Origin of the sequence: Acrocarpospora sp. B8E8 (assembly GCF_039871605.1) — a bacterium.
GTDB classification, from domain to species: domain Bacteria; phylum Actinomycetota; class Actinomycetes; order Streptosporangiales; family Streptosporangiaceae; genus Acrocarpospora; species Acrocarpospora macrocephala.
This window is the reverse complement of the sequence record NZ_JBDPLV010000071.1, coordinates 15,859-30,816: the sequence shown is the minus strand read 5'-3', so window position 1 is coordinate 30,816 and position 14,958 is coordinate 15,859. Positions and strand designations below refer to the sequence as shown.

Here is a 14,958-nt window from a genome sequence, read left to right as displayed (position 1 = left end):
GCTGGTGCGCCTGTCGGCCCGCACCCAATACGCGCTGCGCGCGGCGGTCGAACTCGCGGCCGCTCCCGGCGGGCCGGTGCCCGCGGAACGGATCTCCGTCGCGCAGCGCATCCCCCGCCGCTTCCTCGACAACATCCTGCTGCAGCTGCGCCGGGCCGGGCTGATCCACAGCCAGCGCGGCCCCGACGGCGGCTACTGGCTGGCCCGCCCCGCCACCGAGATCAGCCTGGCCGACATCATCCTGGTCATCGAGGGTGTCGCCCAGGAGAACGAGCGTTTCCCCGGGGTCTCGGAACCGCTGGAGAAGGTCCTGGGCGCGCTGCGCGAACACCAGGACAGCCTGCTCTCCGAGATCACGCTCGCCCACGTGGCGGCTGGTTCGTTGCCCAACCTGTCACGCTGATATGACGGAGTGAGCAGTAGGTCCCGTACGCCCCTCTAGTTATGGAAGACTCCCCATCCAGTGGTATTTGCCGTGTGCAAAGGCAGGCGTGATGGGAACTCCGGGTCAGCTGATCGTCAAGCGATATCGGCTGGTACGGGCACTCGGCCAGGGCAGCACCGGCATCGTCTGGGAAGGCCACGACACGCTCCTCGATCGCCCCATCGCGATCCGGGAGGTGCTCCTGCCCGCCGGGCTCCGGGAGAGCCGGCGGCTGGCCCTCACCCAGCGCGTCACCCGGGAGGCCCGCCACGCCGAACGCCTCCGGCACCCGAACGTGGCCGCCGTCTACGACGTCGCCGAGGACGAGGGCACACCCTGGATCATCATGGAATTGGTACGGTCCCGGTCCCTGGACGGGATCGTGGCCAGCGACGGCCCGCTGAGCCCGGAACGCGCGGCGGTCATCACCCGGCAGATCCTGGCGGCGCTCACCGCCGCGCACGCCGCCGGGGTCAGGCACGGGGACGTGCGCCCGGCGAACATCCTGGTCGGGCATGACGGGCGGGTGCTGTTAGCCGACTTCGGGGTGAGCGTGCTCGCCGACGAGCCGGCCTTCACCGGCCGGACGGGGGAACGTTCCCCTGCGCATGGTGAGGCGGCGAGCGCGACCCGGGGCGTGAGCGCGTTTCTCGCGCCGGAGCGCACCGGCGGGGAGGGAGCTCGGGATTCCTCCGACTTATGGTCGCTGGGGGCGAGTCTGTATCTGGCCGTGACCGGGCGGCCGCCCGCGGCCGTGTGGCCGAGCGCGAAACCTGGGCAGGCCATGGGCGGGCCGGATTTGTCCGCCGTGCCCGCGGAGCTGAAGCCGCTGCTCACCGGGCTGCTGGCGCGCGATCCCAAGCGGCGTCTGGCGCCGGATGTGGCCGATCGGATGCTGGCCGAGTTCGAGCCGCCCGCGCCGCCGCCGGAGGTCAAGCCACGGCGGAGCCGGACGCGGATGATCGCGCTGGGGGCCGCGTCGGTGGTGCTCGCGGGTGCGGTCGGCGGGTGGGCGTTGATGCGCCCGGAACCGGGTGTCACTGAGACGCTGAGCGCGTATTCCTCCAGTCCGCCGCCTGTCGCTACGGTCTCCGCGTCGCCGACGCCCTCGGTCAGTCCGGTGGACGCGCCCCGGCTCAAGCTGTCGTGGTATGAGGCGCCCACCGGATGGCGGGCGGCCGTGCCGAAGAAGTGGCGGCTGGAGGAGACCGAGTATTCGCTGTGGTGGCTCGACCCGGACGGCCGAGCCCAGCTGAACGTGGAAGTCACCAACCAGAGCGGCACCGATCCGCTGGCGGCGCTGCACGAGGCCGAGGCCTTCCTCTATCCGAATGTGAAGAACTACGAGAAGCTGCGGCTGCGGTCGGTGACGTCGAAGCACGGCACCGCCGCCGACTGGGAGTTCACCTGGCAGCAGCGGAAGACCTCGGCTGACACACATCTGGTCAAGGGCGTCACCTACCACCAGTACCGGCGGGTCATCTCCACCGGTACCACCACCAGCGTGCTCACCTGGACCACGATGGCCGACGACTGGGAACGCCTGCGCCCAACCCTGGTCCGGGTCTTCCGTCTGTACGAACCGCCGAAGGACCCCACCTGACGCCGCGATGATCGCGGTGGTTTCGTCGCCGGCGTGGTCTCGGCTGTGGTTACTGCGCTTGTACGAACCCGCCGAAGGAGCCCGCCCGACGCCGCGATGATCGCGGGGTTTCCAGTCATGGCGTGATCTCGGCTGCGGTTGCTGCGATCGATTCATCCGCCGAATGACCCCGCCTGACGCCGCGTGATCGCGGTGGTTTCGTCTCCAGCGTGGTCTCGGCTGTGGTTGCTGCGATCGGTTCGATCCGCCGATGGAGCCCGACTGACGCCGCGATGATTGCGGGGTTTCCTGTCATGGCGTGGTCCCGGCTGTGGGTTTCTGTGATCGGATCGATCGCGGGTTTCTGCGGTTAGAGGTCTGTTCTGGTGGGCGGGGCGCGGGCTCCGGGGAGCGTGAAGGCCGCCATGTGGGTGTCAGCGTGGGTGAAGGCCGCGTGGCGTGCCGTCGGGGGCAGGTCCGCCCGGCTGGCCGTGGTCGAACTGTGGATGGCGCTGGTTTGGCCGGGGTTGCGAACGTGTGCGTACCAGGTATGGAGTTTGTTGAGGTCGGTCAGTTTGACGCCCATGAAGGCTGGATTTGGGCCACTGTGGTCGGGTGCTCGGCTGATCGTGGCGTTGCTCCATAGCGACGATCGCACGTCCACCCAGAGGGGGCGGTGCGGTGTCATGACCACGACACCGCGGGCCCCTCGGGAGGCGTCCATGTAGTGGGCAGGCCGTTGCTGCGCATACGCGTCGGAAGCCGCCATGAAAGGCAGCAAGAAAGCCGCGCAGAAGGTCAGTGACATGACCACGGCCGCCACCATGGTCCGTCCGACCGCTGAGGCGGTGCGCCGACACCGCTCAGCCAATGCCACAACTGACATAGACAATCCCCTATCAACAAACACGCATTCAATTACGGGGGGATTGAAGCTCTCAAGGGCTTTGATGCCCTGGGTTATTGCTGTTAAACACGTGACTGGTGTGACTCAGGTAAAGAACTTCGTTAGTGGCGGTGCACGGCACCTAAATGGGACTACCCGTCCGAAAGTGAATCCCTCAAAAAGCCGCATGACCGCCCGGAAGGATGAAACTTCCCGGAGTGGATTGCGGGAGACCGGTCGTGGGTGTTCCAGAATCTGGATGTTCTGCGAGGTACTCGCCAGCACCGGTTGCGCTGGTAGCGGCGGTTCCTCACGTACCGTCCAGAAGGTCGTTGTTGATTGCGATGAATTCGGGAGAAGGGCCGGACGCCGGACCGAGATTGAGGAATCGGACATAGCCTGACCAGCTACGTCTTCGATGGATTCCGCGCGCTTCGGGAAAACGTTGCGCACTAGTTCGACGAGCGTGAGCACGAAGGTCGTCAGCAAAGCGAGGAGGCGCTTAACCCCCCAACCCGCCTGAACTTCCCAGAATCGGTACACACTTCCCCCTTAACGACGTTCACCGCCTGTCACCAATTCGGGGGTGAAGACCTTCGGCCTCAATTGGCTGACGCATTGCGACAGCGCCAGATCTACCCTGCACCCCACACTCAAAACATCGAAAAATAAACGTCCACTTCTATCCCCAATGAAGCCTTTGAAGACCGTCCGCCCCAGCGTTTTCGCTGATTTCCGACTGCGAACACAATTACCGGGATTTCAGGCTCAAAGGAATGCTCCCCCAAGGCCTCGCAGGGGCTCAAGCGTTACGTGAGTCCTCCCACCACCCAGCCCTCTGCCTCCTTCGAGCTCCGCCCGTCCCGGCCAGCGCCGCGGATCCCCACACGACAACCACAGCACCGCGGTTTCTCCCACTCAACCCTTCATTTCCCTCGGGGTCCGCCGTTCCCGCCATCGCCGTGTCCTGGTTGGGTGGGAGAACGACCCCGGACACGGCGATGGCAGGGACGGGCGGACGCTCGAATGAAGCGAGCCGAGGACCTGCTCTTCGCGGGTTGAGGGTCCGCGGGTTGGTGTGCTGCTCCTTGATCGGGCGTGGCGGTGGCCGAGGGGGGCGGAACCCGAGGCAATCAAAGGGCTCGGTGGCGGAACCACCGATCCAGCGGATAGTGCGGTTCCGGGCGAAGCCACGGGGAGCGGGCGGGGCCGGGCGAAGCCCGGAAGCAAATAGGGGGGAGGGTGGGTGAGAACGACCCCGGACACGGCGATGGCGGAGACGGGCGGGCTCTTCGGATGGGTGGCGGTTAGGTAGATCTTTTCACGGGGTGCGTGACCTGCGGTTTTGTCGCGGATCAAGGCTAAATGTCGTAGCTGCTGGATAGCGTGAGGGTGGCTGTTCGGATCCGCCGGTGCGAGAGGGGGGCCTTCATGCTCGGGTCTGCGATCGACGTGCGGGATTCCTCCCGTGCGGAGGGCGTCCGCGGACGCGAGTTGCCCGCGTTCCTGAAGGGCACGGTGCTGGACCCTGACTACGTCCCGCCCCAGCGTTCCGCCCACGACGCCCACGACGACGCCCACGACGACGCCCACGACGCCTACGGCGACACATACGGCGACGCGCACAGGGACGCGTGCGGCGCAGGGCAGCAGAACGCACGGCAGCAGTTCCTCCACGGCCGCTCCACCGCCGCCGGCCCCTCCACCGGCCCTGGCCGCTCCACCGATCCTGGCCGCTCGGCCGATCCTGGCCGCTCGGCTGACGCTGGCCGCTCGGCGGGGCCGGAGGCCTGGGGCGAGCCGGTGGGTTCGGGAGTGCTGGTGGCCGAGTTCCGGCAGCTCGCCTCCCGGATTGCGATGACCGACCTGCCCGAGGCCGCCGGGGTGTGCGTGGGCGAGACGGAAGACCTGCTGTTCGCCCAGGACGGGCTGAGCTCGGCGATCGCCGCCCGGGTGGGGCGCGTCCATGCCACCGGGGAGGCCAGGAGTGCCGGCAGCGGCGGGCACGCCTCCACCGGTACCTGGCTGCGCGCCTCGGCGGGCATGAGCGGCGCGGGCGCGTCCCGTCTGATCCGGCTGGCCACCCAGCTGGCCCGCCTGCCCACCGTCCGGGACCGGTTCGCCTCCGGCACACTGGCCGAGGGGTCGGCCGACGCGATCAGCCAGGTCACCACCCATCTCAACGACGCGCAGGCGGCGCTGGCCGAGCAGATCCTGCTGGATTTGGCCGACAGCGCCTCCCCAGCGGAAATCCTCAAGGCCGGGCGATACCTGCGGGAACTGCTGGACCCGGGCACCCTGGAGGATGACGCCGACACCGACTACGCCACCCGTTTCCTGCTGGTCCGCCCGTCCAGTACTGGCGGCGTGGAGGGGGAGTTCCGGCTGCCGCGTGAGGCCGGCGCCCGCCTGCGCGAGTTCCTCACCGCCTACGCCAGACCGAAGGGCAAAGACGACGACCGCCCAACGCGCAAGGCCGCGTTCTGGACATGGGCCGTGCCGTGCGCCTGGCCACGCCCGCCCAGCGGCGGGCCGTCCTGGCCCGCTACGCCACCTGTTACTGCGAGGGCTGTCCCATCCCCGCCGACATGGCCGAAATCGACCATGTCAAGGGCTGGGCTGAGGGCGGCACCACCGACCTGGACCTTCTCGCCCCCGCCTGCACCTGGCACAACCGCGACAAAGCAACCCACCCCGACCGCTACCGCACCCGCCGCAACCACGACGGCACCTGGACCCTCCTCCACCTCGGCAAACGAAGCCGCTTCGCCGGACGATTCCGACGCTGAACCGGACCGGCACGAGCGCGCCACCCACCTGGGCCGGGAACCGTCCGTGCCGACTCTGCGTGCCGACTCTGCGTGCCGACTCTGCGTGCCGACTCTGCGTGCCGACTCTGCGTGCCGACTCTGCGTGCCGACTCTGCGTGCCGACTCTGCGTGCCGACTCTGCGTGCCGACTCTGCGTTTGGTCGGCGCCGGCTTCGTCGGGTCCTTCGGCGTTGACAGCGCGGATGCCCGCGTGCCGATCTGCGCGAGATCGCGGCACTAGATCGCCGTGACTTCCTCGTCGTCGCCCCTCGTTGCCGTCCCTGGCCGCCTTCCCGAGGGACAACCCCCAAGGCGGAACCGACGGTTCACCCCCTACGGGCATGGGGAGCCTGGTGACCTTCCCAAGGGACAACCCCAAGGGCCAACGCCTCACAGTTCTCCCCGGCGATTGACCCTACGGACTCCGTGAAGCTGCCAGGCAATGTGGCTAAGTGCGCATGGTGTGAGACGCGCGGCCCTGATCCCGTGTTGCTGTTCCGATTAGTCCATCGGGACGTCGTATGTGAACCTGTGCCACCCTGCATCGAACAGGAAGTCGGTCACCTCGACGGCGCGTTCTCCCGCGTAGATCGTGCGTGACAATTCCACGACTGGAGTGCCGGGGAGCAGGTTGAGGGTCTCGGTTTCCTGTGGGGTGGGCATACGCGCGACGAAGACTTCCCTGGCTTCGGGCAGTGCTCTGGCCGGCACGCGGGCCGGTTCGGTGTGAACGCCGCCGGGAATGGCCTCATGGGCGTTGCGGTCCGCGTCCCCTGCACCTGCTCGAAGAGGACGTAGGAGTCCGCTGTTTGGGCGGGGTTGCCATCGAGGGTGATGAGGTGGCGGCGGCGGACCAGCGGGGTGCCGGTGGGGACGTCAAGGAAGGCGGCGATCTCGGCGGGTGCGGGGACGGTGGTGACGTCGAGGAGTTGGAGTTCGTGACGGATGTCCTGCTGTGCGGTCTCGGCCTGGGTCGGCGAGGTTCCCGCCGGGCGGTGGGATCGTAGGTGGCGCTTGGACCCGTGCCGGTCGTACCGCTTGAACTTGCGGACGAGGATTTCCTTGCCTGGCCTGCTGACGATGCGTCCCTCGGTGCGCAGGATGGCAGCGGAGGGAGCGAAGCCCCGCAGTTCCTCGGTCCGGTGCCAATGTGGGCGGGTGGGGAAACGGCCTGGAACAACCTCCGGCTTCGTCTGCGGCAACAACAGTAAGGGCGCCACGGCGACTCCAGGGGGTCGAGATGTGGCATGATGCCGAGTGACAGTGGAAACGGTTTTCACATTCACTCAGGAGTGCGCTCATGCGTGTGGCGTTCGTCGGTAAGGGCGGCAGCGGCAAGACCACGATGTCGTCGCTGTTCGCGAGGTACGCGACGACGGCGGGCCCGGTCGTGGCCATCGACGCGGACATCAACCAGCATCTCGGGCTCGCCCTCGGCATCGAGACGACGCCCCCGCCCCTGGGCGCCCGGCTCACCGAGATCAAGGACTACCTGCGCGGCGACAACCCGCTCATCCCCTCGGCCGCGGCCATGGTCAAGACCACCCCGCCCGGCCGCGGCTCCCGCCAGCCCACCATCGACGACCCCTTCTTCCTCGACACCTTCGCCGTCCGCGACGGCGACCTCCACCTGATGGCCACCGGCCCGTTCAGCGAGGACGACCTGGGTGTCGCCTGCTACCACTCCAAGATCGGCGCAGTCGAGCTCTACCTCAACCACCTGGTAGACGGCCACGGCGAATATGTCGTCGTCGACATGACCGCGGGCGCCGACTCCTTCGCCTCCGGCCTGTTCACCCGCTTCGACCTCACCTTCCTGGTGGCCGAACCCACCCGCCAGGGCATCGGCGTCTACCAGCAGTACCGCGAGTACGCCGCCGGCTTCGACGTCCCCCTCGCCGTCATCGGCAACAAGGTGCAGTCCCCCGCCGACCTCGCCTTCCTACGCGACCACGTCGGTGACGCCCTGCTCGCCACGATGACCCACTCCCCCGCCATCCGCGCCATGGAACAGGGCCACCCCTTCACCCTCCACGACCTGGAGCCCACCAACCTCGCAACCCTCGCCACCATGCTCACCACGCTCGACGCCCAGGAAAAGAACTGGCCCCGTTTCGCCCGCCAGACCGCCGAGTTCCACCTCAAGAACGCCCACTCCTGGGCCAACCTCGCCACCGGTACCGACCTAACCACCCAAATCGACCCCCACCACCAGTACGGCCCCGCCCCCGCCCACTTCTGAGAGCCCACAACGGATGAGCATGGTGCCGGGTTACTCGCCGTTATCCGGCACCGTTCACGCCAGTGATGGTCCTCGCCGTAGCGGCGCCAAGAGCCGCGGCAATCGTGAAGGGCGCAGATCAGCTGACCAGACCCGATCACGCCATACCGGGTGGCAACCGTGAGGGACGCGGATCACCAGAACCGGACCCCAACGGCAATCGTGAAGGGCGCGGATCACCTGACCGGACCCGATTACGCCATACCGGCGGCAAGCGTGAGGACGCGGATCGCCTGAATCGGACCCAACCACGCCATACCAACGGCAACCGTGACAGACCCGGATTCCCTGCACCGGACCCACGGCAATCGTGAAGGGCGCGGATCGTCTGACCGGAGCCGATCATGCCGTGCTGGCTCCGAGAGCGGCGTAATCTGTTGGGGTTCTAGGACTTCACTGGGTGTAACGATCTCCTTTGGGCCGGGTGAAGCGTGGCGTTGGGCGGATATGAGTGTCGCCTCGCCGACAGGTGGAGGCGCTGAGATGCCGACATAGCGTCGGATCGATCTCTTTGAGTCAGATGGATCTCTTTGAGAGGAGAAGCACATGTCGCTGACCGTTTCCAACGATCTGCTCGATCGGGCGCGGGAGGGGGATGTCGACGACGCGGCCTTCGTGGCCTGTGTTCGTGACTCGCTTCCCTACGCCTGGTCGGTGATCAGCGATCTGGTCGAGCAGCGTGCCACCAGCGGCGCCGAGTTCGCCGACAACCTCGTCCCGCCGCCGGACGAGTCCGCCCGCGGCCAGCTCCTGCGCTGCCTGGCCAGCGACTCCATGCGGGGCGCGCTGGAACGCCACTTCGGCATCCGGCTCGCCTTCCAGAACTGCCACCGCGTGGCCGTCTTCCACCCGAGCGCCACCGACGCCCTCGCGGAGTTCACCAGCCCCCGGGCCCAGATCCTGAACCAGAAGCCCGAACTCGTGGACTGTTAAACGCGTTCCCGTGGCTCCGCCGCCAATCTGGCGGGGCCACCCCCTCAATTGGCCGAAGAGCGGCAATTGCCCTTCGTCCGCCAGGCGTTCCCTCGCCGCTTAAGGTGACGCCACTACGGAAGGCCTCCAGGTAGGACCGAGACAGGCCGTGGCCAGCGGGGCCGCGCCGGGGAATTAGCCGAAGAGCGGCAATTGTCCTTCGCCCGCCAGGGCGTTCCTGTGACGCTTGAGGTGGCGCCACTGCGGGAGGTCGTCCAGGTAAGACCAGGACAGGCGGTGGTGGGGAGTGGGGCCGAATTCGGCCAGTGCCTGCTGGTGTACGGGAGACGGGTAGCCCGCGTTGTCGGCGAAGCCGTACGCCTCGAAACCGAGGGTGGCCATGTGGGTGTCGCGTCTGACCTTGGCGAGGACGGAGGCGGCGGCGACGGAGACGCAGGTCAGGTCGCCCTTGATCTCGCAGCGGACGGGCCACGGTGGGCCGAGGTAGTCGTGTTTGCCGTCGAGGATGACCGCGTCGGGGCGTACCGGCAGGGATTCCAGGGCGCGGCGGGCGGCGCGGCGGAGGGCTTCGGTCATGCCGAGGGTGTCGATCTCCTCGACGGTGGCCTCGCCGTGGCCGATGCCCAGGGCCCAGGCTTCGATCTCGGCGACCATGGCGGTTCGGCGTTTGACCGTGAGCATCTTGGAGTCGGTGAGACCCGCCGGTGGCTCGGACAGATCGGTCACCACCGCGCACACCGACACCGGACCTGCCCAGGCGCCGCGGCCCACCTCGTCCACTCCGGCCACGAGTTTGGCCCCACCGGCGCCGGTGAGCAGGCGTTCCAGGTCATAGGTGGGGGCATCCGTCACGCCGCACAACCTACTGGAGCAGAGGTTCCCGCCGAGACCCAACCTGGAGGTTGCATCGGCGGGTTAGCTACAGAGCGTTTCTCATGTGAACGACCAGATCACCCGCTGCCCAGGCGGAAGCCCGAGGCTAGCTGGTGATCAGGTCGAACTGCTCCCATGGACCGATCGCGGTGCGATTCGCGATCAACGCCTGGGAACCGCCACCTTCGGCGCATACGTACCGGCCGTTGGCTTGGGCGCGGAGGCTGATCGTGCCGTTCGGGTTGGTGACGACCTGGAAAGTCTCCCAGGGGCCGACGGCGGTCGGTTGGCGATCAGTGGCTGGGTGCCCGCCGCCTCGGCGGCGATGTACAGGTTGTTGGCCTTGGAGCGCAGGGCGATGTTGCCGTTGCCCAAGTCCACGCGCTCGAAGAGTTCGGCGGTCGTGACCGTCGACTTGCTGGCGATCAGCGGGCCGTTGGCGGGGGCGGTGACGTAGAGGTTGTTGGCCCGGGAGCGGAGGCTCACTCCGGAGGGGACGGGAGTGCCGGGCGGGCCGAACCAGTTCAGGTCCACCGCGTTGGCCATGGCCTGGAGGCCGGCGTCGTTGGGGTGCAGGTGGTCGCCGGGGTCGTACGCGGGAAGCAGGCGCTGGGGGTTGCCGGGATCCCGGGTGGCGGCGTCGAAGTCGACGAAGGAGTCACAGCCGCTGCCCGCGCCGCGCGCCCAATTGTTGTACGCGACCCGATGCGTCTCCACCGTCTGAGTCCAGCCGCCGGCGCCCTGGAACGGGGTCAGCGTCGCGCAGATGAACGTGATGCCGCGCGCATGCGCCCGGTTGATCAGGCTTTGCGCCGCGGTGATCAGCTGGCTGGACGTGTGCCGGCGGATTGCTGGACGTAAGGTCGTCGATCGGATTGTCCGCGAAGATCACCCAGCGGACTTGGCCAGGAAGAAGTAGTTGCCGAACTCCTGGACCCCGGTCAGGTTGGCGTTCCCGCTGACGTACCGGGGGCGACGTAGTTGCTCTGCGAACTCATCTGGTGGTAGGTGGCCCGGCCGGTAGCCGTGGGCAGGTGCACACTGACGGCCAGGTCGGACTCCGCAGCGACGTTCATCGCGATCTCGTCGCTGGCCGCCAAGCCGCCGACCGGGACGGTGATCGGCCGGTTCGGCTACTGCCACCGGGGACGTCTACCCCGCCTGGGCGTCCCCGGAAAAGCGGATGATGTTATGAAATATCCGGACTAATCTCCGGCGACGGTCAGATGCGGCAGATCCGCCGCGAGATAGCGGGCGGCCACGTGCAGCGCCCGGAGTACGGCCGCCACCGAGGCCCGCTGCACGCTGGAACCCCGCGCGACGGCATAGATGCGACGCTCGATCTGCTCCCCGGGAAACTCCCTGACCACCACCCCGCGCACCCCGGCGGCCAGCGACAGCGCGGGCACCGCCGCGATCCCGATCCCCTTGGCGACCAGGCTCAGGATCGTGCCGAGCCCTTCGAACTCCCACGCCACCGGAGGCGCGCCCCCGACGTCGGCGAGCAGCCGGTCCACCGCCGTACGGGACGGTTCGCCTTCGGGGGTCGCCATCCACGACTCGTCCCGCAGGCGTACGGGATCCACCGACGCGTCCGGATCCGCGAGCCGGTGCCGGCGCGGCACGGCGAGCACCAAGGGGTCGTTGAGCAGCGGAAACACCGTCAGCGTGGCATGCTGGCGTACCCTCCCCCACCAGTCGTCCACCAGCGCGATGTCCACCTCCCCGGACTCGACCTCCCGCATGCCCCGCCCGGACCGGCTCTGCATCAGCCGCAACGACAGCTCCTGATGCCGCCGCAGTGATCGGGCCAGCGCGGGCGCGAACGCCACGGCCGCGGTGGGGAAGGCGGTCACCACCACCCGCCCGGACGGCGTCGCCGCGTGGCTGGACAGATCCGACTCGGCGCTCTCCACCAGGCTGAGGATGTGCTCGGCGTGCTCGACCAGCCGCCGCCCGGCGTCGGTGAGTTCGGCACTGCGCGAGGTCCGGTCGATGAGCGCCACCCCGGCCTCCCGCTCCAGCGCCGCCAGCTGCTGCGAGACCGCCGACGCGCTGTATCCGAGCGAGGACGCCGTGGCCGCGATGCTGCCCCGCCGAGCGAATTCACATATCAACGTCAAACGCCGCAAATCAAGCATCGGATCTCCTTATGCCAGGCACCGAAAAGCCTCGCTTGTACCGATGCCTCTCCCGCCTCAGGCTGGGAACGTTCCGAGCGATGGAAGGAAAAAGAAGAATGCACGTTACCCTCTCAGCCACTCTGGCAGCCAACCAGGACATCGAGCGAAGACGCCGCGCCGGGCAACGGGTCCTGCACCTGGCCTTCGGCGAGGCTGGTCTGCCCGTGCACCCGGCCCTGCGCGCCCGGCTGGCCGACGCGAGCGGCAACAACGGCTACGGCCAGGTCGCGGGGTCGCCCGCGCTGCGCGAGGCCGCCGCCGGCTACTGGACCAGGCGCGACCTGCCCACCGATCCCGACCTGGTGGTGTGCGGGCCAGGCAGCAAGTCGTTGCTGTTCGGCCTGCTGCTCGCCATCGGCGCGGACGGCCCGGCCGACATCGTGCTGCCCATGCCCAGCTGGGTCAGCTACGCCGCGCAGGCGGAGATCATCGGAGTCCGGCCGATCATGGTTCCGGCACCTCCCGGCGAGGGTGGGGTGCCCGATCCCGATCTGGTGGCTTCGGCGGTGCTGCATGCGCGGGCGCAGGGGCGTACGGTGCGGTCGTTGCTGGTGACCTTGCCCGACAATCCGACCGGACGGCTCGCGCGCCCGGGCACGATCCGGCGGCTGGCCCAGATCGCCCGCGATCTGGATCTGGTCATCATCTCCGATGAGATCTACCGCGATCTGGTGCACGATCCGGTGGCCGAGTATCTGAGCCCGGCCGAGGTCGCGCCGGAGCGGACGATCATCACCAGCGGGCTGAGCAAGAGCCTGGCCGTCGGCGGCTGGCGGATCGGGATGGCCCGGCTGAGCCACACCCCTGCTGGCTGGGCCCTGCGGGATCGGTTGCTCGCGGTGGCCAGCGAGATCTGGTCCAGCCCGGCCGCGCCGGTGCAACACGCCGCCGCGTACGCGCTGACTGAGCCAGCAGAGATCGTCCAGCGGGTGAACGATTCACGCCGGCTGCACGGCCTGGTCGCCCGCGCGGTGGCCGACCGCTTCACGAAAGCGGGCGCATCCGTCCACGCCCCCCAAGGCGGTTTCTACCTATATCCCGAAATTTCGGGGTTTGAGAGTGCGGCTGAGTTGGCGCACACCCTGATCGAGCAGCACGGGGTGGGCGTGCTTCCCGGCTCCGCTTTCGGTGACAATCCGCGCGCTCCCCGGGTTCGCGTCGCCACCAGCCTGCTCTACGGCGACACCCCGGACCAGCGCCTGACCACCCTGCACGCCGATGATCCGCTGACCCTTCCGTGGGTGGCGGAATCCTTGATCCATCTCGAATCCGCCCTCGCCGATCTGACCGCCGCCAGGCAGCCGAGCCAGCGCCGGATCGGCGTCCTCAAACCCGCCCATGCGGTGCGGTGATCTTGTCGAAATCTTTACCCTGAAAAGCGGGCGAGGGCGATAGGGTACACACCGTCTGACCTGCGGTTTCAAGGCCTCGCGTGGCGCTTAACCAGAGTCTCCACAAGATGTCGCGTGTCATTTGGTACCACAAATGTCACTGAGCCCCCATCATGTGCTCATGCCCGCTTTTGTCACCCTGTCCGGGCGCTCTGTGCGCCTGGAACCGCTTAGCCTCGCGGTGGTCGACGACCTCGTCACAGCGGCGAGTGAGGACCGTTCAACTTACGCCTTCACTCGCGTTCCCGCCGGTCGGGACGACATGGTCTCCTACGTGGAGGCCGCCATGGCTGAGCAGGCGGAGGGCCGGTCGATGCCCTTCGCCATCCGGTGGCTGCTCACCGATCGTGTGGTCGGTGCCACCCGTCTGATGCACCTGGAGTACTGGCAGGGCCCCATGCCCTGGCCGCCGGGTACCAAAGGCGTGGTGGGCGAGGTCCCGTCCGTGGCGGACATCGGTTACACCTGGCTGGGCGCCTCCGCCCAGGGCACGGGTGTGAACCGGGAGAGCAAGCTGCTGATGCTCTCACTCGCCTTCGAGACCTGGCAGGTTCACCGGATAACGCTTAAGGCAGACGTACGCAACGCACGATCTCGGGCCGCCATCGAGGCCCTCGGCGCGCACCTGGACGGTGTGCGACGGGCTGACAGCCGGGGCGCCGACAATACGGTCCGAGATACCGCGTACTACTCGATTCTCCGCTCCGAATGGCCGATGGTCCGAGAACGGCTCCACGCGCGGCTCGGCCTCGTGGAAGCAGCCTGACCCTTCTATTCGCACACGGAACGGAGCGGCCCGCCCCCTGCTGGGGACGGGCCGCGCTGTGTTTTTCCTGCTGGGTTAGGGCTTAGTGCTCGTCCCAGTAGTCCTCGTCGTAGCCGTAGTCGTCGTCGTAGGCGTTGTAGATGTCCTTCCAGTACCCGCACTTGTAGGGGTAGCTGCTCCACTTGTCGATCTGGCAGACCTTCACCTGGACCTGCGAGACGTCGTAGCGGGTGAAGGAGAACTTCTTGTCCCAGCCACACTCCTTGTAGCTGACGTAGTCGGTGTACCAGTCGTCCTCGTGGTCGCTCCACTTGGTGTAACGGAAGACGACGTAGGCGCACTTCTTGTTGCTGTGGTCGTAGTCCCAGAGCTTGCCGCCCACGCGGACCTTGTTGTCCTCGTCGTCGTAGTAGTCGACGTCGATCCAGCCCTTGGCCTTGGCCTTGTGGTTCTTGGAGTAGTAGGCGCCCCAGCTGTCGTCCTCCCAGTCGGGAGACGAGGCGGTGAGGGTGTTCTGGGTCGAGGCGTTGGCGGCGGTCGAGGCGAAACCGACCATGCCGGTCGCGAGGATCGCGGTCGCGGCGGCGACACCGAAGAACTTACGGATACGCATGGGGTGCTCCTGCTGTGTGCTTGAGGACGATGCCCCCCGTTTCGGGGTTGCCCCATTTGTAGGCTGGGCCGCCTGCAGGCGACTTACAGGTTCCTTACGGGACCGTTGCAAGATCCCGCCCCACCAGCGGAAAGTCCCTCCCCGACCGGGGAGGGACTCCATATGTAGACGAGGCATGACCGCCCCCGCAGGGGCCATGACTCACATGCCTACAGG

General features: G+C 67.7%; 15 protein-coding genes. 8 read left to right on the top strand and 7 right to left on the bottom strand.

Features of this window, described 5'->3' with window-relative positions; translation table 11 throughout:
- Positions 1-4 precede the first annotated feature (4 nt).
- Together ABGB08_RS43925 and ABGB08_RS43920 are read left to right on the top strand one after the other, a co-directional pair.
- Positions 5-403: an Rrf2 family transcriptional regulator gene (locus tag ABGB08_RS43925; protein ID WP_155357481.1), complete on the top strand. Its 399-nt coding sequence runs from the start codon at positions 5-7 to the stop codon at positions 401-403.
- A 91-nt stretch (positions 404-494) separates the two neighbouring features.
- Positions 495-2,027 carry a serine/threonine-protein kinase gene (locus ABGB08_RS43920; RefSeq protein ID WP_347603364.1) on the top strand — a complete coding sequence of 511 codons (1,533 nt, stop codon included), beginning with the start codon at positions 495-497 and terminating at the stop codon, positions 2,025-2,027.
- 349 nt (positions 2,028-2,376) lie between these two features.
- On the opposite strand, the gene ABGB08_RS43915 is transcribed toward ABGB08_RS43920, so the two are convergent.
- Entirely contained in the window at positions 2,377-2,775 is a 399-nt protein-coding gene (locus ABGB08_RS43915) for a hypothetical protein (protein ID WP_347603362.1), read from the bottom strand.
- Positions 2,776-4,323: 1,548 nt separating this feature from the next.
- Here ABGB08_RS43915 and ABGB08_RS43910 point away from each other — a divergent pair.
- Positions 4,324-5,943, top strand: coding sequence for a hypothetical protein (locus tag ABGB08_RS43910; RefSeq protein WP_347603360.1), 1,620 nt, complete (start codon positions 4,324-4,326; stop codon positions 5,941-5,943).
- Positions 5,944-6,203: 260 nt separating this feature from the next.
- Here ABGB08_RS43910 and ABGB08_RS43905 read toward each other — a convergent pair whose 3' ends face one another.
- Positions 6,204-6,413 (bottom strand): UTRA domain-containing protein, encoded by a 210-nt coding sequence (locus tag ABGB08_RS43905; RefSeq protein ID WP_347603358.1) that lies wholly within the window; start codon positions 6,411-6,413, stop codon positions 6,204-6,206.
- 98 nt (positions 6,414-6,511) lie between these two features.
- On the opposite strand from ABGB08_RS43905, the gene ABGB08_RS43900 reads away from it, so the two are divergent.
- The 3 genes from ABGB08_RS43900 to ABGB08_RS43890 all read left to right on the top strand — a co-directional run bounded on the left by ABGB08_RS43900 (position 6,512) and on the right by ABGB08_RS43890 (position 8,916).
- Complete coding sequence (locus ABGB08_RS43900) at positions 6,512-6,709, top strand: hypothetical protein (protein WP_347603355.1); 198 nt, start codon at positions 6,512-6,514, stop codon at positions 6,707-6,709.
- Between the two features lie 293 nt (positions 6,710-7,002).
- Positions 7,003-7,944 carry an ATP-binding protein gene (locus ABGB08_RS43895; protein ID WP_347603352.1) on the top strand — a complete coding sequence of 314 codons (942 nt, stop codon included), beginning with the start codon at positions 7,003-7,005 and terminating at the stop codon, positions 7,942-7,944.
- A 585-nt stretch (positions 7,945-8,529) separates the two neighbouring features.
- Positions 8,530-8,916, top strand: coding sequence for an SCO5389 family protein (locus ABGB08_RS43890; protein WP_155344915.1), 387 nt, complete (start codon positions 8,530-8,532; stop codon positions 8,914-8,916).
- A 174-nt stretch (positions 8,917-9,090) separates the two neighbouring features.
- Here ABGB08_RS43890 and ABGB08_RS43885 read toward each other — a convergent pair whose 3' ends face one another.
- From ABGB08_RS43885 to ABGB08_RS43870, 4 genes are all read right to left on the bottom strand, one after another.
- On the bottom strand, positions 9,091-9,768 hold the full coding sequence (locus ABGB08_RS43885; RefSeq protein ID WP_347603350.1) for a ribonuclease HII: 678 nt from the start codon (positions 9,766-9,768) through the stop codon (positions 9,091-9,093).
- Positions 9,769-9,951: 183 nt separating this feature from the next.
- The gene (locus ABGB08_RS43880; protein ID WP_347603348.1) at positions 9,952-10,506 is read right to left on the bottom strand and encodes a hypothetical protein; all 555 of its coding nucleotides are present in this window, start codon (positions 10,504-10,506) and stop codon (positions 9,952-9,954) included.
- Positions 10,507-10,730: 224 nt separating this feature from the next.
- Entirely contained in the window at positions 10,731-10,865 is a 135-nt protein-coding gene (locus tag ABGB08_RS43875) for a hypothetical protein (RefSeq protein ID WP_347603346.1), read from the bottom strand.
- Positions 10,866-10,994: 129 nt separating this feature from the next.
- Entirely contained in the window at positions 10,995-11,930 is a 936-nt protein-coding gene (locus ABGB08_RS43870) for a LysR family transcriptional regulator (RefSeq protein WP_347603344.1), read from the bottom strand.
- Positions 11,931-12,028: 98 nt separating this feature from the next.
- Here ABGB08_RS43870 and ABGB08_RS43865 point away from each other — a divergent pair, with 98 nt between their 5' ends.
- Both ABGB08_RS43865 and ABGB08_RS43860 read left to right on the top strand, forming a co-directional pair.
- On the top strand, positions 12,029-13,324 hold the full coding sequence (locus ABGB08_RS43865) for a pyridoxal phosphate-dependent aminotransferase (protein ID WP_347603342.1): 1,296 nt from the start codon (positions 12,029-12,031) through the stop codon (positions 13,322-13,324).
- 160 nt (positions 13,325-13,484) lie between these two features.
- Positions 13,485-14,129: a GNAT family protein gene (locus ABGB08_RS43860; RefSeq protein WP_155357472.1), complete on the top strand. Its 645-nt coding sequence runs from the start codon at positions 13,485-13,487 to the stop codon at positions 14,127-14,129.
- Positions 14,130-14,211: 82 nt separating this feature from the next.
- On the opposite strand, the gene ABGB08_RS43855 is transcribed toward ABGB08_RS43860, so the two are convergent.
- Positions 14,212-14,742, bottom strand: a complete 531-nt coding sequence (locus ABGB08_RS43855; RefSeq protein WP_347603339.1) for a hypothetical protein — start codon at positions 14,740-14,742, stop codon at positions 14,212-14,214.
- Positions 14,743-14,958: the final 216 nt, after the last annotated feature.